This is a genomic window from Nocardioides sp. GY 10127 (assembly GCF_004919085.1).
Classification (GTDB): domain Bacteria; phylum Actinomycetota; class Actinomycetes; order Propionibacteriales; family Nocardioidaceae; genus Nocardioides.
Genome location: NZ_STGL01000003.1, coordinates 112,707 through 130,263, shown reverse-complemented (window position 1 = coordinate 130,263; position 17,557 = coordinate 112,707). Strand labels below are relative to the sequence as shown.

Genomic DNA, 17,557 nt, shown 5'->3' with positions numbered 1-17,557 from the left:
GGTCCTTGGTCAGTCTGTGACGTGTGCCACGCCGAGGTCGGTGGTGGCCCGTGCGCCCGCGCGAGAGCGTGGGTAGCCTCGCGAAGGGGTCGGCCGCGCCCGGTCGACGCCCCCGTCCTGCAGCAGGAGGAACCATGTCCGCATCCGTCATCGTCGCCGGTGCCCGCACCCCGATCGGCCGCCTCCTCGGCGGCCTCTCGTCCCTCACGGCCGCCGACCTGGGCGGCGTGGCGATCGCCGGCGCCCTGGAGAAGGCGGGCGTCTCCGGCGACCAGGTCGACTACCTCGTCATGGGCCAGGTCATCCAGGCCGGCGCCGGCCAGAACCCGGCCCGCAGCGCGGGCCTCGCCGGGGGGCTGCCCCCGGCGGTCCCGTCGATCACCATCAACAAGGTGTGCCTGTCCGGCATCAACGCCATCGCGTTCGCCGACCAGCTGGTGCGTGCCGGCGGGGCCGAGATCGTGGTGGCCGGCGGCATGGAGTCGATGACCCTCGCCCCGCACCTGCTGCCGAAGTCCCGCTCCGGCTTCAAGTACGGCGACACCACGCTGGTCGACTCGATGGCCTACGACGCGCTCTACGACCAGCTCACCCAGCAGGCGATGGGCGGCCTCACCGAGGCGGTCAACGCCGAGGGCGTCCAGCTGACCCGCGAGGAGCAGGACGCGTTCGCCGCGGAGAGCCACCAGAAGGCGGCGGCGGCGCAGAAGAACGGCCTGTTCGACGACGAGATCGTCCCGGTGTCCATCCCGCAGCGCAAGGGCGACCCGGTGGTCGTCTCCGTCGACGAGGGCGTCCGCGGCGACACCACCGCGGAGTCCCTGGGCCGCCTGCGCCCGGCGTTCTCCCGCGAGGGCACGATCACGGCGGGCTCGGCCTCGCAGATCTCCGACGGGGCCTGCGCCGTCGTGGTGATGAGCAAGGACAAGGCGGAGGAGCTGGGCCTGGAGTGGCTCTGCGAGATCGGTGCCCACGGCATGGTCGCCGGCCCCGACTCCAGCCTCCAGATGCAGCCCGCCAACGCCACCGCCAAGGCCTGCGCCAAGGAGGGCATCGAGCCCACCGACCTCGACCTGGTCGAGTTCAACGAGGCCTTCGCGGCCGTCGGCCTGGAGTCCACCCGCGCGCTCGGCCTGGACCCGGCGAAGGTCAACGTCAACGGCGGCGCCATCGCCCTCGGCCACCCCGTCGGCATGTCGGGTGCCCGGATCGTGCTGCACCTCGCCCTGGAGCTCAAGCGTCGCGGCGGCGGCGTCGGCGCGGCCGCGCTCTGCGGCGGCGGCGGCCAGGGCGACGCCCTGATCGTGCGTGTCCCGCAGGCCTGAGGCCGGGCGCCGGGACGTCGACGTCGCGGACCTGGTCGAGCGCGCCCGCGCCGGCCAGGTCCGCGCCGTGGCGCGCCTGCTCTCCCTCGTGGAGTCCGACTCCGCGCACCTGCGCGGGGCGATGACGCTCCTGGCTCCGCACACCGGTCACGCCCAGGTCGTCGGGCTCACCGGCGCCCCCGGCGTCGGCAAGTCGACCAGCACGAACGCGCTCATCACGGCCCTGCGCGCCCGGGGCCGCACCGTCGGCGTCCTCGCCGTCGACCCCAGCTCCCCGTTCTCCGGGGGCGCGCTGCTCGGCGACCGCATCCGGATGGAGCACCACGCCGGCGACCCCGGGGTGCTCATCCGGTCCATGGCCTCCCGGGGGCACCTCGGCGGGCTCTCCGCCGCGACGCCCCAGGCGGTCCGGGTCCTCGACGCGGCCGGCTTCGACGTCGTCCTCGTCGAGACCGTCGGGGTCGGTCAGAGCGAGGTCGAGGTCGCGGGGCTCGCCGACACGACCGTGGTGCTGCTCGCGCCCGGCATGGGTGACGGCATCCAGGCGGCCAAGGCCGGCATCCTCGAGGTCGGGGACGTCTACGTCGTCAACAAGGCGGACGCCGAGGGCGCCGGTCGGCTGCGGCGGGAGCTGCGCGGCGCGCTGTCGATGGCCGAGCGCGGCGCGGGCGAGTGGGAGCCGCCGGTCGTGAGCACGGTCGCCTCCCGGGCCGAGGGGGTGGACGACGTCCTGGACGCCCTGGCCGCGCACCGGGAGTGGTCGGTGGCGACCGGCGCGCTGGGCCGCCGCCGGTTGGCCCGGGCGCGGGCCGAGGTGGAGGCGGTCGCCGTGGCCGAGCTGCGCCGCCGCTGGGCGGACCTGGGCGGCAGCGACCGCCTGGACGCGCTGGCCCGGGAGGTCGCGGCCGGCCGGCTCGGCGTCCACACGGCGGCGGACGCGCTGGTGCAGGGGCGTCCCCAGGACGGGTGAGCGCGGGAGGCAGCCTGCCGCTCGCGCGGCGCGCCTCGGACCGGCGTGCGGCGCGGACTGGTACAGATAACCCGTTCCCTGTTCGAGAACGCTGAGGACTGATTGCCGTGAAGAAGCTGCTGCCCTGGGTGGTGGTCCTGTTCCTCGTCTTCTGGGTCGTCACCAGCCCCGAGACGTTCGCCAGCTCCGTCCACGCCGTCGTCGGGATGGTCGGGTCGTTCTTCGCGTCCCTGGTCACCGTCATCAACGGCTTCGCGAGCTGATCCGGCCCGCCCGAACCGAGGAGCGGCCGTGGGGCTCCTGAGCTCGCTCTCCGACCCGCGCATCTCGCGCCACCTCCTGCGTGAGGAGGGCGAGGTGATCGTGGACGAGGTCGGCAAGCACTGGGCCGCCCTCACCCGTCCCTTCCTCGAGGGTGCCGCGGGCGTCGCGCTGCTCTGCGTCACCCCCTTCCTCCCGGTCGACATCGCCTGGCTGCCCCTCCTCGTGGTGCTCGTGCTCGCCGTGCGCGTCACGTGGGGCGTGATGTCGGTGCGCGTGGACCGCTTCGTCATCACGAACATGAGGGTGTTCCGGGTGCACGGGGTGGTCAACCGCAAGCTCTCCACCATGCCGCTGACCCGCATCCTCGACATCTCCGTCACCAAGCCGCTGCTGGGTCGGCTGCTGGGCTACGGCCACTTCGTCTTCGAGTCCGCCGCCCAGGAGCAGGGGCTGCGGGACGTGCGCTTCGTCGGCCGCCCCGACGAGCGCGACCTGGTCATCCAGGGCGTCGTCCAGCGCGCCGGCCTGCGCGGGCCGCGGGTCGGCTGACCGGCGTCGGTCCGGCGCCCGTCCGGCGTCCGTCCACTCCGGGTCGGGCCCCTCGACCTCTCGGTCGGGACCTCCGTCCTCCCTGGTCAGAGGCCTAGGTGCCGCTCTTGGGCCCGCCTGCGGGCGACGAGACGCGGATCTCACGGGACAGGGACTGAGGTCCCCTGGCGGGGGGTGATCCGGCGGGTGTCCAATCATGGACGTGGACCTGACGACACTGCTGTCCGACCTTCCGAAGAACCCCCGCGTGGTGGTCACCGGTAACCACGCCACGCCCTGGTACGCGCTGGGCCTGCTGGACGAGGCGATGACCTCCGCGGGTCGCCCGTACAAGCTCTGGGCCCTCAACGGCCAGAAGGGCCTGCCCGACCACGAGGGGGTGATCCTGGAGAGCTGCTTCGTGGGCGCCGGCCAGCGCAAGAGCCCGCGGCTGCGCTACGTGCCGGCCCGGCTGTCGCTGGTGCCGCTGGTGCTCAAGACGACCCTGGTGCCCGACCTGGTGCTGCTGCACACCACCAAGCCGCGCAACGGGCAGGTCTCGCTCGGCGTCGAGGTCAACGTCCTGCCGGCCGCCATCGAGGCCTGCAAGGCCCGCGGCGGCAAGGTGGTCGTCCAGGCCAACGACAACGTCCCGTGGACGACGGGCGACGCCCTGCTCGACCTCGACCAGGTCGACCTCGTGATCGAGGCGGACGACGCGGTGCCGCTGGCCCCCGAGATCCCGCTCGACGACGAGTCCCGCCTCATCGGCGGCCTGGTCGCCGCCCGCGTCACCGACGGCTCGACGCTCCAGGCCGGCATCGGCGCCGTGCCCGACGCCGCGCTGCGGGGCCTGGCCGACCGGCGCGGGCTGCGCGTGTGGACCGAGATGTTCTCCGACTCCGTGCTGGCCCTGGAGAAGGCCGGCGCGCTCGACCCCGACGTCCCCGTGCAGGCGTCCTTCCTCTTCGGTTCCGCCGAGCTGCTCGACTGGGTCGACGACAACCCGCGGGTGCACATGATCCGCACCGAGACGTCCAACGACCCGGGCCTGATCTCGAAGAACCCGAAGATGGTCAGCGTCAACACCGCGCTGCAGGTGGACCTCTTCGGCCAGGCCAACGCCTCGCGCCTGAGCACCCGCATCCACTCGGGGTTCGGCGGCCAGACCGACTTCATCGTCGGCGCGCTCCACAGCCCGGGTGGGCAGGCGCTGCTCGCCCTGAAGTCGTGGCACCCCAAGGCGCACGTCTCCACGATCGTCCCGCTGGTCGACGAGCCGGTGACCTCCTTCCAGGTCAGCGCCGTCATCACCGAGAACGGGGTGGCGGAGGTCTTCGGCCGCTCGCAGAACCAGCAGGCGTGGAACCTCATCGCCCACGCCGCGCACCCCAAGGTGCGCGAGGAGCTCACCGAGGAGGCCATCGCGCTGGGGCTGCTGCCGGCCGACTCGCCGGTGCCGAACTGACCCTGCGCAGCCGACGGCCGCCCGCGGGCGGCCCGGAACGAGGCGCCGCGCCCCGTCCCTCCCCTGACCGGGGCGTGGCGGGGCGCCGCGCCGTCCCTAGGATGGCGCCATGACGCAGCAGCCGTTCTCCCGTCCCGGTGCCATCGACCTGTCCGCGCTGAAGGCGCCGGCTCCGTCGGCCCCCGCCGGTGGTGCGCCCGCGTCCTCCGGGTCGGGGCACTCCTACGCGATCGAGGTCGACGAGGCCAACGTCCAGCAGGTCGTCGAGGCGTCGATGACGGCGCCCGTGCTGCTCGCCTTCCACTCGCCCTCGCGGATGCCGGAGTCGAGCCAGCTCGCCGCGGACCTCGCCGTCGTCGGTGACGAGCTCGAGGGCCGGGTGCTCGTCGGCCTCGTCGACGTCGACGCCGCCCCGCAGATCGCGCAGATGGTGCAGGTGCCGTCGATCCCGTTCGTGGTGGCGATCATCGACGGGCGCCCGCAGCCGCTGCTCCAGGACGCGGTGCCGATCGACTCGCTGCGCCAGATGCTCCAGCAGGTCGTCCAGCAGCTCACCGCTGCCGGCATGACCGGGCGACACCAGCCGCGGCACCCGCAGGCCGCCGACGGCGAGGAGGAGGTCGTGGACCCGCGGTACGCCGCCGCCCAGGACGCCCTCGGCTCCGGGGACGTGGACGCGGCCGTCGCCGAGTACGAGAAGCTCGTCGCCGCCAACCCGGCCGACACCGAGGCCGCCGCCGGACTCGCCATGGCGAAGGTGCTCCAGCGCACCCGGGGGGTCGACCTCCACGCGGCCCGCGCCGCTGCCGCCGCCGACCCGGCCGACGTCGACGCCCAGACCCTCTGCGCCGACCTCGACATGCTCGGCGGGCACGTCGAGGACGCCTTCAACCGGCTCGTCGACGTCGTCCGCCGCACCGCCGGCGACGACCGCACCAAGGCCCGCGAGCACCTGCTGGCGCTCTTCGCCGCCGTCGGCAACGACGACCCGCGGGTGCTGCGAGGTCGCCAGAACCTCGCCTCCGCGCTGTTCTGAGCGTCTGGACGTGGCGGGCGGAGCGGTGCCCGGGCCGGGTGCTGGGCTTCCTGGGCCGGGGGCGGGGCGTGGCTCCGGGCCGGTTGTCGGGGTGGGCCCCGCGCTCGGCTCCGCCGTCGGCTCCACCGTGGGCTTCGCGGACGGCGTGGGGCACCTGCTCCGCGGGTTCGCGATGTGGCGGCGCCGACCCGGTCTGATGCTGCGGGGGATGCTCCCGGCGCTGCTGGTCCTGCTGCTCCTGGTCGGGTTGTTCACCGGGCTGGTGCTCGAGGTCGGCGACCTCGTGGCCTGGGCGACCCCCTTCGCCGACGGCTGGGCCGCCGGGCTGCGCAGCGCGCTGCGGGTCGGGTTGGCGCTCGTCGTCCTGGCTGCGACGGTGATTCTGTTCAGCGTCACCTTCACCGCGCTCACCCTGACGCTGGGCGACCCGTTCTACGAGCGCGTGTGGCGGGCGACCGAGGAGCTGCTGGGCGACCCGCCCGAGGGCGACGGCCTCGGCTTCTGGGCCTCGGCACGGGACGCGCTCGTGCTCCTGGGGCTCGGCCTGGCCGTCGGGGTCGGGCTGTTCGTGCTCGGGTTCGTGCCGGTGGTCGGTGGGGTCGGCGGGACGGTGCTGGGGGTCGTCGTCGCCGGCTGGCTGCTGGGCTCGGAGCTCCTGAACCGTCCGCTCGAGGCGCGCGGCATCGACCGCGCCGGTCGCCGGGCCCTGCTGCGCGGGCACCGCTCCGCCGTCCTCGGCTACGGGGTCGCCACGCAGGTCTGCTTCCTCGTGCCCCTCGGCGGTGTGGCTGTGATGCCGGCTGCCGTCGTGGGCGCCACCACCCTCGCCCGGGATCTCCTGTCCACCCCCGCGCCCTCCGCGCCCCCTGCGCCGCCCGCCTGATCGCGTCCTGTCTGCCGGTGCTCCGGGGCGCGCTGCGCCGTGGCTGAGCCAGGCCGTCCGGTGCCCTGCTGCGGCCTCCCGTGCTGCTGCCGCGCCGGGCCCGGGCTTCGGTCCTCGTGGGTACGAGGACCGAACGGGCGCCCCGGGGCCGGTGCCTCTGCGTTGTCGCAGGTCAGCGGACTGTGACTGTGCCGACCCGGGGCTTGGGTCCTCGTGGGCACGAGGACCGAACGCATCAGGCCGCCGCGGGGCGGTGATTCAGTGTGCCGCTCCTCAGCACCCGGCGGGTGCGCCGCTGCGGGGCTTGGTCCTCGTGCGGACGAGGACCGAACGCGGGGCAGTGGGCAGCGGGCCCCGCGTTGTCGCAGGTCAGCGGGTTGCGGCTGCGTCGGCCCGGGGGTTGGGTCCTCGTCGGCACGAGGACCGAACGGATTCAGTGGGCTGGGGGCACGGCAGCTGGGAGCGGGGCAGGGGGGAGCGGGGCGACGGGGAACGGGGCGACGGGGAGCGGGGCAGGGGGGAGCGGGGCAGAGGGGGAGGAGGCAGGTCAGGGGGTGCCGAGGGCGCGCGCGAGGGCGGCGAGGGCGGGGGACGGCGCCATGCTGCGCCGGTGGACGAGGCTCACGACGCGGGTCGGCACCGGGTCGGTGACCTCGACGGCCACGAGCGGTCCGCCGGGCACCGTGGCGAGGTCGGAGCGGCCGAGCCGGGGCACGAGCGCGACCCCCAGCCCGGCGGCCACGAGGGCGAGGTGGGAGTCGAACTCGGCCGCGACGTGCTCGACGCGCGGGCGCGCCCCGGTGCCGTCGTACATGCGGCTCAGCCACTGGCGGCAGATCGAGCCCTCCGGGGTGGCCACCCAGCTGACGCCGACCAGGTCGTGCGGGGACACGCGGGCGCGGGCCGCCAGCGCGTGGTCGGGCCGGACGACGAGGTCGGCGACGTCCCGCGCGACGACCCCGACCTCCAGGTGCTCGGGGATGTCGAGCGCGACGTCGCCCCACGAGTGCACGACGGCCGCGTCCTGCCGGCCCGCCGCCACCAGCGCGACCGCCTCCCACGGCTCGGCCTCGCTCAGCGTCACGCGCAGGAGCGGCTCGGTGCGTGCCAGCCCGGCCAGCGCCGGCGCCACCAGCCCGCGCGTCGCGGTCGAGAAGGTGGCCAGGCGCAGGTGCCCGGCGGCGGTCGAGGCCTGCCGGTGCAGGTCGCTCTCGAGCAGCTCCAGGTCGGTGAGCAGCCGGGCGCCGTCCTCGACCAGCTGCGCGCCGGCGCGGGTCAGCACCACCCCGCGTCCGACCCGCTCCAGCATGGCCAGGCCCGTGTCCCGCTCCAGCCGCTTGACCTGCTGGGAGACCGCGGACGGGGTGAACCCGAGGGCCGCGGCGGCCGCGACCACCGAGCCCTCCTCCGCCACGGCTCGCAGGCTGCGCAGCGCCTCCAGGTCGATCATGCAGCGATGCTACCGAGTGAGGCGTAGATCCATTCGCTGGTGCTGCATGGTCGCCTCCGGGGATGATCGGCCTCGTGAACCGCCGAGACACCTCCCTCATGCTCGTCGTGGCCCTCGTCTGGGGGCTCAACTTCCTGGCCATCGACCTCGGCCGGGGCGACGTGCCGCCGCTGCTCTTCCTGGCGGTGCGGTTCGTGCTCGTCGTCTTCCCGGCGGTGCTGGTCGTGCCGAGGCCCGACGTGCCGTGGCGGACGCTGGCCCTGGTCGGCACGTTCATGTCGATCGGCCAGTTCGGCTTCCTCTACCTCTCGATGTCCCTGGGGCTGCCCCCGGGCCTGGCGGCGCTCGTGCTGCAGGCGCAGGTGATGTTCACCGTCGTCATCGCAGCCGTCGCGCTGCGGGAGCGGCCCACGCCCCTCCAGGTGGGCGGCGTGGTGCTCGGCGGCGTCGGTCTCGTGGTGGTCGGGGTGGGGCGCGGCGGCGACGTCCCGCTGGTCGCGCTGCTGCTCTGCCTGCTCGGCGCCCTCTCCTGGGGCATCGGCAACGTGGTCTCCCGGGCCGCGAAGGTGCCCGGCGGCCTCGGTCTGACCGTCTGGTCGGGCGTGGTCGTCCCCGTGCCGCTGCTCGCCCTCTCCCTGCTGCTCGACGGCCCGTCGGGGGTGGCCGACGGCCTCGCCGCCTTCGGCTGGGAGGCCTGGGTCTCGACCCTGTACACCGCGGCGCTGGCCTCCCTGGTCGGCTACGGCATCTTCAACTCGCTGCTGGCGCGCAACCCCGCGGCCGCGGTGGTCCCGTGGGTGCTCCTCGTCCCGCCGATCGCCGTCACCGCGTCCTGGCTGCTCCTGGGCGACGTCCCCACGCCTGGGGAGGCCGTCGGCGGGCTCGTGGTGGTGCTCGGCGCGCTCGTGGCGATGAAGGGCGGTCGCCCGCGCGTCCCCGAGAGCGTGGACGCCGGGGAGGAGACCGCGTCGCCGGTCGGCGAGGAGTGTGCGGCCGGCCGCGAGGGCTGAGGCCCGAGGCCCAGCGCGCGCCCGGCCTCAGACAGCCCGGCCTCAGACAGCCCGGCCTCTGGCAGCCCGGCCTCAGACCGCCCGGCCGGACTCCGTGTAGCGCACCGACCCGTCCTCGAGGCCGGCGAGCGCCGCCTCGACCCGGCGGGCGGTGAAGTCGGTGGCCCGCTCGCGGACCTCCTCGAGGGTGCAGAACGCCACCGAGCGGATCTCGCGGGTCTGGAGGATCGCCCCGTCGAGGTCGGAGGGACGCAGCACGCCGCCGTCGAAGACCAGGCAGAGAGCGTCGTCCCAGCCGGCCCACGGCGGCAGCCAGTCGGTGAGCAGCAGGCGGCCGGCGTCCAGGGTGATCGCGAGCTCCTCCTCGACCTCGCGCGCCACCGCGACCCGGGGCGACTCGTTGACCTCGACGACACCACCGGGCAGGTCCCAGTCCTGCTTGTAGGTCAGCTGGCACAGCAGGACCCGGCCGTCGGGGTCGCGCACCAGCATCTGGCCGATGGCGCGCTTGCGGGGGAGGAAGGAGTTGAGCAGCGTGCGGAACGCGCCCGGCTCGGTGAGCGGCGGGTCGGTGGCCAGCCGGGCCATGACGACGTGGGCCTCGACCGCCTCGCCGGGGCCGCGGACGCGGCGGCGGACGCCCTCGCGGCGCATGCCCACCCGGGTGGAGACCCGCAGGGCGGCCTCGTCCTGCTCGGGGATCCACGACTCGACCCGCTGGAGCCCCAGGCCGTCGGTGCGGGTGCCCGCGAGGGCCCAGTCGACGAGCATCCGCAGGGCCCGCACGGCGTAGCCGCGCCCGCGGGCCCGCTCAGAGATCTCCACGGCCACGGCACCCGTGCCGGGGTCGGTCATGACGACGGTGGCGGTGCCGATCGTGCGGTCGTCGGTCACCACGTAGAACGCGAGCCGGGACGGATCGGGGCTGCGGGCCGGCCGGAGGGTGACCGTGCCGTCGTCGAGGGTCGGCTGCGAGGTCACCCCCGCAGCCTACCGAGACCGGCGGGCCCGCTCGGGCCCGTTCACGAGGGGATCCGGCGGAACCACACCGTCGCCAGCGGGGGCACGACGACGTCCGCGTGCGCGGGCTGGCCGGACCACTCGCCGCGGTGCCCGGTGATCTGCCCGAGGTTGCCCACGCCGGAACCGGTGTAGCCCGTGGCGTCCGTGTTGAGGATCTCCTCCCACGTGCCCTCGGCCGGCAGCCCGAGCCGCAGGTCGTGCGGGACGGCGGCGAAGTTGCTCACGCACACCACCTCCGGCTCCCCGGGGGAGCGGCGGATGAAGGAGAAGACGTTGCGGTCGGCGTCCCCGCCGTCGACCCAGGTGAACCCCGACGGGTCGTGGTCGCGCCCCCAGAGGGCCCCGGAGGAGGTGTAGGCGTGGTTCAGGTCGCGCACGAGGTCGCGGACGCCGGCGTGCTCGGCGTGCTCGAGGAGCCACCAGTCGAGCTCGCGGGACTCGGCCCACTCCGACTCCTGGCCGAACTCGGAGCCCATGAAGAGCAGCTGCTTGCCGGGGTGCGCCCACATGAAGGCCAGGTAGGCGCGCAGGTTGGCCAGCTGCTGCCAGCGGTCGCCGGGCATCTTGCGCAGGAGCGAGCCCTTGCCGTGCACGACCTCGTCGTGGCTGATGGGCAGCACGTAGTTCTCGCTGAACGCGTAGACGAGGGAGAACGTCATCTCGCCGTGGTGGTAGCGGCGGTAGATCGGGTCCTTGGAGACGTAGTCCAGGGAGTCGTGCATCCAGCCCATGTTCCACTTGAAGCCGAAGCCGAGCCCGTCGTGCTCGGTGGCGCGGGTGACGCCCGGCCAGGCCGTGGACTCCTCCGCGATGGTCACGATCCCCGGCACCCGGCGGTAGACGGTCGCGTTCATCTCCTGGAGGAACTGGACGGCCTCGAGGTTCTCGCGCCCGCCGTACTTGTTGGGGCTCCACTCGCCGTGCTCGCGGGAGTAGTCCAGGTAGAGCATCGAGGCCACGCCGTCGACGCGCAGGCCGTCGGCGTGGAACTCCTCCAGCCAGTAGACGGCGTTGGAGTAGAGGAAGTTGCGCACCTCGTGGCGGCCGAAGTTGAAGATGTGGCTGCCCCACTCCTTGTGCCAGCCGCGCTGGGGGTTGGGGTCCTCGTAGAGCGGAGTGCCGTCGAAGCGGGCCAGCGCCCACTCGTCGGTGGCGAAGTGGCCGGGCACCCAGTCGAGGATGACGCCGACGCCGTTCTGGTGCAGGCGGTCGACGAGCCGGCGGAAGCCGTCCGGGTCGCCGAAGCGGCTGTCGGGGGCGAAGTAGGAGGTCACGTGGTAGCCCCACGAGCCGCCGAAGGGGTGCTGCATGACGGGCATGAGCTCGACGTGGGTGAACCCCAGGTCGGCGACGTAGGCGGACAGGTCGTCGGCCAGCTGCTCCCACGTCCACAGGGAGCCGTCGTAGTTCTTCTTCCAGGAGGCCAGGTGCACCTCGTAGATGCTCATCGCGGACTCGATCGCCTGGGTCGCGCCGCGGGCCTCCATCCAGGCCTGGTCGCCCCACTCGTAGGAGGTCTCGAAGACCCGCGAGGCCGTCTGCGGGGGCTTCTCCGCCCAGCCGGCCATCGGGTCGGCCTTCTCCAGCCAGCGGCCGTCCTGGGTGAGCAGGGCGTACTTGTAGGTCGCGCCCGAGCCGACGCCCGGCACGAACAGCTCCCACACGCCCGAGGTGCCGAGCTGGCGCATCGGGTGCTCGCGGCCGTCCCAGGAGTTGAAGTCCGCCTTGAGCCGGACGCCGCGGGCGTGCGGCGCCCACACGGCGAACGAGGTGCCGGTGACGCTGCCGGCCGGGGTGTCGTAGCTGCGCACGTGCGCGCCCAGGACGTCCCAGAGCTGCTCGTGCCGGCCCTCGTTGAACAGGTGGAGGTCCATCTCGCCCACGGTGGGCAGCCACCGGTAGGGGTCGTCGTGGACGGCGGGCTCCCCGCCGTAGGAGACGCTCACCCGGTAGTCGGGCACCGAGGCGAGCGGCAGGACGCCGACCCACACGCCCTCGTGCTCGTGGGTGAGCGGGGTGCTGCCCCACTCGCCGCTGACGGCGACCGACGTCGCCAGCGGACGCAGGACGCGGACCGTCACCGCACCGCCGTGCTCGTGGGCTCCGAGGACGCCGTGCGGGTCGCCGTGCTCGCCGCGCACCAGCTGCTCGAGCACCTCGGTCGGGACGGGCTGCGGGGTGGGGGTGGGGGTGCTCATGCTGCTCCGATCTCGGCGACGGCCTGGAGCGGGATGTCCACCCAGGTCGGCCTGTTGCGCGTCTCGTAGACGGTCTCGTACACGGCCTTGTCGGCGACGTAGGCGTCGAGCAGCGTGCGCTGCTCGGGCGTCACCTCGCCGCCGGTGTAGGCGACCAGGAAGTGGTTCTTCGCGCGGTTGGCCCACTCCTGGGCGCGCGCGGTGCGGGCCTGCGAGCCCTCGGGGTCGTCCTCGGCGAAGGCGCGCTCGACCACGCGCGGGGCGTAGTCGAAGGAGCGCAGCATGCCCGCGACGTCCCGCCAGGGGGAGTCGGGGAGCACCCGCTCGGCCAGCGTCTTGGCGGGCTCGCCCTCGAAGTCGACGATCTTCCAGCCCAGGGAGGTACGCAGCGTCTGGCCCAGGTGGAGGTCGCCGTGGACGCGCTGAGTGGTGAGCAGGCCCTGGTCGGCCACCGAGCCGAACACCCGCTGGAGGCCCTCCAGGTACGGCTCGAGGGAGGGGACGACCGCGGAGGCCGCCGCGAGCCGCCGGCCCATGACGGCGGCCAGGGCCCCGGCGTCCGCCTGGCTCGTCCCGAAGTGCGCGGCGAGGGTCTCGTGGACGTCGCGCAGCGCCTCGCCGAGCCGCGTGGCCTCGCCGGCGAAGTCGCCGCCGGAGGCCGACGCGCGGGTCTCGGGGTCGGAGAAGAGGGTGCGCACGGAGGCCAGGGCGAGCTCCCAGCCGTCCGAGGCGGTGCGCAGGAACTGCTGCAGCATCGAGAGCTGCCAGATCTCGCCGGTGCGCGGGTGGGTCCAGTCGATCCAGCCGTAGAGGGCAGCGACGTTCGGGCAGCCGGCCCGGGTGAGGACCTCGTGGATCTCGATGTCGGGGTTGCGGCCCGGCGTCAGCTTCCGGAACACCTTGAGGATGGCGTCCTCGCCGAACATCACCGTCGAGTTCGACTGCTCGCCGGAGAAGAGCGACGCCCGCGCCTCGGGGTCCAGCTCGTAGCCCGGCAGGCGGCGGAAGGTGAGGCCGGAGGCCTCGTCGCGGGCCTCGCCGGTGTCGTAGGCGTCGAAGAAGGAGCGCTGCCAGGCCGCCATCGCCTCGCGGTCGTGCACGGCGTCGTAGACGTGCACCCAGCCGAGGCCCGGCTCCTCCCACCACCCGAGGAAGGCGTGGTCGAGGCGCTGCACGGGGTCGGTGTAGAAGGCCAGCGGCACCTGGTAGACCTCGACGGCCTGCTCCCCATCGGCACCGGCGGCACCGTCGGCGCCGGCCGCGACATCGGCGTAGGTGAGCTCGACCAGGTGGTTGAGCACGGCCAGCGGGCCGCCCTCGGCGATCCCGGGCACGTGCCCGATCCGGTAGACCTGGCTGACCGTGAACGGGCGGCCCTTGCCGCCGAACCAGCGGGTGCGGCCGAGGTACTCGGCGAGGACGGCCGGGTCGACGTGGTCGACCGGGCCGGTGGTGGGGACGGGTGCGTCGGTCACAGGAGGGGTCCCTCCTCCGGGGTCGGTGCGGTGGGCAGCCGGAACCAGTAGAAGCCGTAGCCGGCCAGCGTGAGGAGGTAGGGCAGCTCGCCGATGACGGGGAACGGGACGTTGCCGATCAGCTCGACGGGGCGCCGTCCCTGGAACCGGCGCAGGTCCAGCTCGACCGGTTGCGGCCAGCGCGAGAGGTTGTTGACGCAGAGGATCACGTCCTCCGCCCCGGTCTCCGGGTCGGTGTACTCGCGGACGTAGGAGAGGACGGTGGCGTTGGAGCCGCCCAGGTCGTGGAACTCGCCGAGGCCGAACGCCAGGTGGTGGCGGCGGGCGTGGATCATCCGGCGGGTCCAGTGCAGCAGGGAGGAGGGGTTCTCCATCTGCGCCTCGACGTTGACCGACTCGTAGCCGTAGATCGCGTCCTGGACGACCGGCAGGTCCAGCCGGCCGGGGTTGGCCGAGGAGAACCCGGCGTTGCGGTCGCTGGTCCACTGCATCGGCGTGCGGACGCCGTCGCGGTCGCCCAGCCAGATGTTGTCGCCCATCCCGATCTCGTCGCCGTAGTAGAGGACGGGGCTGCCGGGCAGGGAGAGCAGCAGCGCGTTGAAGAGCTCGATCTGGTTGGTGTCGTTCTCCAGGAGCGGGGCCAGCCGTCGGCGGATGCCGATGTTGGCCTTCATCCGCGGGTCCTTGGCGTACTCCTGCCACATGTAGTCGCGGTCCTCGTCGGTGACCATCTCGAGGGTCAGCTCGTCGTGGTTGCGCAGGAAGATGCCCCACTGGCAGTTGTGGGGGATCGCGGGCGTCTGCTCGAGGATCTCCGAGATCGGGTAGCGCGACTCGCGGCGCACCGCCATGAAGATGCGCGGCATCACCGGGAAGTGGAACGCCATGTGGCACTCGTCGCCGCCGGCGGCGAAGTCCCCGAAGTACTCCACGACGTCCTGCGGCCACTGGTTGGCCTCGCAGAGCAGGACGCGGCCGGGGTACTCGTCGTCGACGACCTTGCGGATCTTCTTGAGGAAGTCGTGGGTCTCGGGGAGGTTCTCGCCGTTGCTGCCCGGGCGCTCGTAGAGGTAGGGCACGGCGTCGAGGCGGAACCCGTCCAGGCCCATGTCGAACCAGAACCGCAGCGCGTCGATGATCGCCTCGTGCACGGCCGGGTTGTCGAAGTTGAGGTCCGGCTGGTGGGAGAAGAAGCGGTGCCAGAAGTACTGCTGGCGCACCGGGTCCCACGTCCAGTTGGACGGCTCGGTGTCGACGAAGATGATCCGCGCCTCGGAGTAGAGGTCGTCGGTGTCGGACCACACGTAGAAGTCGCCGTACGGACCCTCGGGGTCGGAGCGGCTGGCCTGGAACCACGGGTGCGCGTCGCTCGTGTGGTTCATGACGAAGTCGATGATCACGCGGATGCCGCGGCTGTGCGCCTCGTCGAGGAACGTGTGGAAGTCGTCGATGGAGCCGATGGCCGGCAGGACCCCGGTGTAGTCCGCGACGTCGTAGCCGCCGTCGCGCAGCGGGGAGGGGAAGAACGGCGGGATCCAGAGGCAGTCGACACCGAGCCACTGCAGGTAGTCGAGCTTCTCCACCAGGCCGCGGAAGTCGCCCGTGCCGTCGCCGTTGGAGTCGCGGAAGGAGCGGACGAGCACCTCGTAGAAGACGGCCGTCTTGAACCAGTCCGGCTGGGGGCGCCCGGCCGACTCCGCGTCCACGCCGGAGTCCGTCGTCCCGTCGACCACCGGGTCGCGGGTCAGCTCCTGCTCCTCGGCGGCCACCGGCTCGCCGGCGGGGCCCGTGCCCTGCTCGCCGGCGCTCATCGGGCCGCCCGCACGGTGAGGACGTGGGCGGGCTCGTGGAACGGGTCGAGCCGCACGTAGTTGTGCTGGCCCCACGTCCAGTCCGCGCCGGTGATCTCGTCGTGGACGGCGAACGACTCGCCCAGGCCGAGGGCGTCGACGTCCAGGTGCACGGTGGTCTCGTGGACGCCGTGCGGGTCGAGGTTGATCACCACGATCACGGTGTCGGCCGAGGCGTCGCCCGGGACGGCCTGCTTGGCGAGGACGAGCACCTGGTCGTCGTCGCTGTAGTGGATGGTCGTGTTGCGCAGCTGCTGGAGCGCCGGGTGCGCCCGCCGGACCTCGTTGAGGCGGCGGACGTAGCCGATGAGCGAGCGGCCGCTCGCCTCGGCGGCCTCCCAGTCGCGCACCCGCACCTGGTACTTCTCGGAGTCCAGGTACTCCTCGCTGCCGGGCTTCACCGCGACGTGCTCGCACAGCTCGTAGCCCGAGTACATGCCCCACGAGGGGCTGCCGGTCGCGGCCAGGGCGGCCCGGAGCTTGAAGGCCGCCGGGCCCCCGTACTGGAGGAACCCGTGGAGGATGTCCGGGGTGTTGACCCAGAAGTTCGGGCGCATGAGGTGGTCGGACTCCCGCGCCACCTCGAGCAGGTACTCCTCGATCTCGGCCTTGCCGGTGCGCCAGGTGAAGTACGTGTAGGACTGGTGGAAGCCCACCGCGCCGAGACCGTGCATCATCGCCGGGCGGGTGAAGGCCTCGGACAGGAACAGGACGTCGGGGTCGGTGCGGCGGACCTCGCCGAGCAGCCACTCCCAGAACGCCACCGGCTTGGTGTGCGGGTTGTCGACGCGGAAGACGCGGACGCCGCGGCTCATCCAGTAGCGCACCACGCGGAGCACCTCCGCGCAGATGCCGCGGGGGTCGTTGTCGAAGTTGACCGGGTAGATGTCCTGGTACTTCTTCGGCGGGTTCTCCGCGTAGGCGATCGTGCCGTCCGCGCGGGTGGTGAAGAACTCGGGGTGCTCGGTGGCCCAGGGGTGGTCCGGGGCGGCCTGGAGCGCCAGGTCGAGGGCGATCTCCAGGCCCAGCTCGCGGGCCCGGGCGACGAAGGCGTCGAAGTCCTCCACGGTGCCCAGGTCGGGGTGGATCGCGTCGTGCCCGCCGGCCTTCGAGCCGATGGCCCAGGGCGAGCCCGGGTCGTCCGGTCCGGGGGTCAGGGTGTTGTTGGGCCCCTTGCGGTTGACCTCGCCGATCGGGTGGATCGGCGGCAGGTAGACGATGTCGAAGCCCATGGACGCCGCGCGCTCCAGGCCGGAAACCGCGGTGCGGAAGGTGCCGCTGACGACCTTGCCGGTGGCCTCGTCGACGTACGCGCCCTCGCTGCGGGGGAAGAACTCGTACCAGCTGCCGAACAGGGCCCGCGGCCGGTCGGCGAAGAGCGGGAACGGGCCCTCGACCGTGACGAGCTCGCGCAGCGGGTGAGCGCGCAGCACCTGGGCGAGCTCGGGGTCCTGGAGGGCGGCCAGCCGCGCCTCGGCGGGGCGTCCGGTGTCGGTGGCGGCCAGCACCGCGCCGTCCAGGACGTCGGCGGCGAAGGTCTCCTCGGGGAGGAGACCCGCGCGCACCCGCTCGAAGAGCAGGCGCCCCTCGGTGAACATCAGCTCGACGTCGACGCCGGCGGGCACCTTGACGCCCGCGTTGTGCTCCCACGTGGCCAGCGGGTCCGACCACGCGTGGACCTCGAAGCTCCAGGCGCCGCCCACGTCCGGGGTCACCCAGGCGCTCCACCGGTCCGGCACAGCGGCGTCCTTCGTCATGCGGACGGGGGCGCGGCGGCTGCCGTCCGGCGCCACCAGCACGACCTCGGCGGCCAGCTTGTCGTGTCCCTCGCGGAACACGGTGGCCGTCACCGGCAGGGGCTCGCCCACGGTCGCCTTGGCGGGTTGCCGCCCGAGATCGACCAGGGGCATCACGTTCATCACGGGGATGCGTCCGACCATGTGACCCACCCAACCGGCTCCGCCCCTGCCCTGCAAGCCACCCCACAGGAGACCCGGCGTGGCCTGCGCGACTTCCCCGCCGCCGGGAGCGCGGGACGGGACGAACCAGGACGCACCGGGGGGAGCCGCGCGGCCGC

The 17,557-nt window shown here is 73.4% G+C and carries 14 protein-coding genes; 8 read left to right on the top strand and 6 right to left on the bottom strand.

The genetic code is table 11. The annotated features are described in order from the left end of the window. The first annotated feature begins 134 nt into the window (after positions 1 to 134). The 7 genes from E8D37_RS04280 (at position 135) to E8D37_RS04255 (ending at position 6,474) form a co-directional block, all read left to right on the top strand. Entirely contained in the window at positions 135 to 1,325 is a 1,191-nt protein-coding gene (locus E8D37_RS04280; protein WP_136568540.1) for an acetyl-CoA C-acetyltransferase, read from the top strand. After that, positions 1,309 to 2,295: a methylmalonyl Co-A mutase-associated GTPase MeaB gene (gene meaB, locus E8D37_RS04275; protein ID WP_136568539.1), complete on the top strand. Its 987-nt coding sequence runs from the start codon at positions 1,309 to 1,311 to the stop codon at positions 2,293 to 2,295. Before E8D37_RS04280 ends, meaB begins: the two co-directional genes overlap by 17 nt. A 107-nt stretch (positions 2,296 to 2,402) precedes the next feature. Next, entirely contained in the window at positions 2,403 to 2,558 is a 156-nt protein-coding gene (locus E8D37_RS19700; RefSeq protein ID WP_168929612.1) for a hypothetical protein, read from the top strand. A gap of 28 nt (positions 2,559 to 2,586) precedes the next feature. After that, a complete protein-coding gene (locus E8D37_RS04270) occupies positions 2,587 to 3,108 on the top strand; it encodes a PH domain-containing protein (protein WP_136568538.1) in 522 nt (173 codons plus the stop codon). 202 nt (positions 3,109 to 3,310) lie between these two features. Further along, positions 3,311 to 4,555: an acetyl-CoA hydrolase/transferase C-terminal domain-containing protein gene (locus tag E8D37_RS04265; RefSeq protein ID WP_206055566.1), complete on the top strand. Its 1,245-nt coding sequence runs from the start codon at positions 3,311 to 3,313 to the stop codon at positions 4,553 to 4,555. A gap of 109 nt (positions 4,556 to 4,664) precedes the next feature. After that, a complete protein-coding gene (locus E8D37_RS04260) occupies positions 4,665 to 5,591 on the top strand; it encodes a tetratricopeptide repeat protein (protein ID WP_136568536.1) in 927 nt (308 codons plus the stop codon). 91 nt (positions 5,592 to 5,682) lie between these two features. Beyond that, complete coding sequence (locus tag E8D37_RS04255; RefSeq protein ID WP_206055565.1) at positions 5,683 to 6,474, top strand: EI24 domain-containing protein; 792 nt, start codon at positions 5,683 to 5,685, stop codon at positions 6,472 to 6,474. Between the two features lie 547 nt (positions 6,475 to 7,021). On the opposite strand, the gene E8D37_RS04250 is transcribed toward E8D37_RS04255, so the two are convergent. Further along, on the bottom strand, positions 7,022 to 7,924 hold the full coding sequence (locus E8D37_RS04250; protein ID WP_206055564.1) for a LysR family transcriptional regulator: 903 nt from the start codon (positions 7,922 to 7,924) through the stop codon (positions 7,022 to 7,024). A 74-nt stretch (positions 7,925 to 7,998) separates the two neighbouring features. Between E8D37_RS04250 and E8D37_RS04245 the strand changes: the two genes are divergently transcribed. Beyond that, the gene (locus E8D37_RS04245) at positions 7,999 to 8,934 is read left to right on the top strand and encodes an EamA family transporter (protein WP_136568535.1); all 936 of its coding nucleotides are present in this window, start codon (positions 7,999 to 8,001) and stop codon (positions 8,932 to 8,934) included. Between the two features lie 72 nt (positions 8,935 to 9,006). On the opposite strand, the gene E8D37_RS04240 is transcribed toward E8D37_RS04245, so the two are convergent. The 5 genes from E8D37_RS04240 to E8D37_RS04220 are packed head-to-tail and all read right to left on the bottom strand — an operon-like array spanning position 9,007 to position 17,420. Continuing rightward, on the bottom strand, positions 9,007 to 9,915 hold the full coding sequence (locus tag E8D37_RS04240) for a GNAT family N-acetyltransferase (protein ID WP_240770183.1): 909 nt from the start codon (positions 9,913 to 9,915) through the stop codon (positions 9,007 to 9,009). 41 nt (positions 9,916 to 9,956) lie between these two features. After that, positions 9,957 to 12,155, bottom strand: coding sequence for a 1,4-alpha-glucan branching protein GlgB (gene glgB, locus E8D37_RS04235; protein ID WP_136568534.1), 2,199 nt, complete (start codon positions 12,153 to 12,155; stop codon positions 9,957 to 9,959). Beyond that, a complete protein-coding gene (locus E8D37_RS04230; RefSeq protein WP_136568533.1) occupies positions 12,152 to 13,630 on the bottom strand; it encodes a hypothetical protein in 1,479 nt (492 codons plus the stop codon). The genes glgB and E8D37_RS04230 overlap by 4 nt, the downstream gene beginning before the upstream one ends. Beyond that, positions 13,627 to 15,441, bottom strand: coding sequence for a maltose alpha-D-glucosyltransferase (treS, locus tag E8D37_RS04225; protein ID WP_136568532.1), 1,815 nt, complete (start codon positions 15,439 to 15,441; stop codon positions 13,627 to 13,629). Before treS ends, E8D37_RS04230 begins: the two co-directional genes overlap by 4 nt. Then, a complete protein-coding gene (locus tag E8D37_RS04220) occupies positions 15,438 to 17,420 on the bottom strand; it encodes an alpha-1,4-glucan--maltose-1-phosphate maltosyltransferase (RefSeq protein WP_136568531.1) in 1,983 nt (660 codons plus the stop codon). Before E8D37_RS04220 ends, treS begins: the two co-directional genes overlap by 4 nt. Between the last annotated feature and the right edge of the window lie 137 nt (positions 17,421 to 17,557).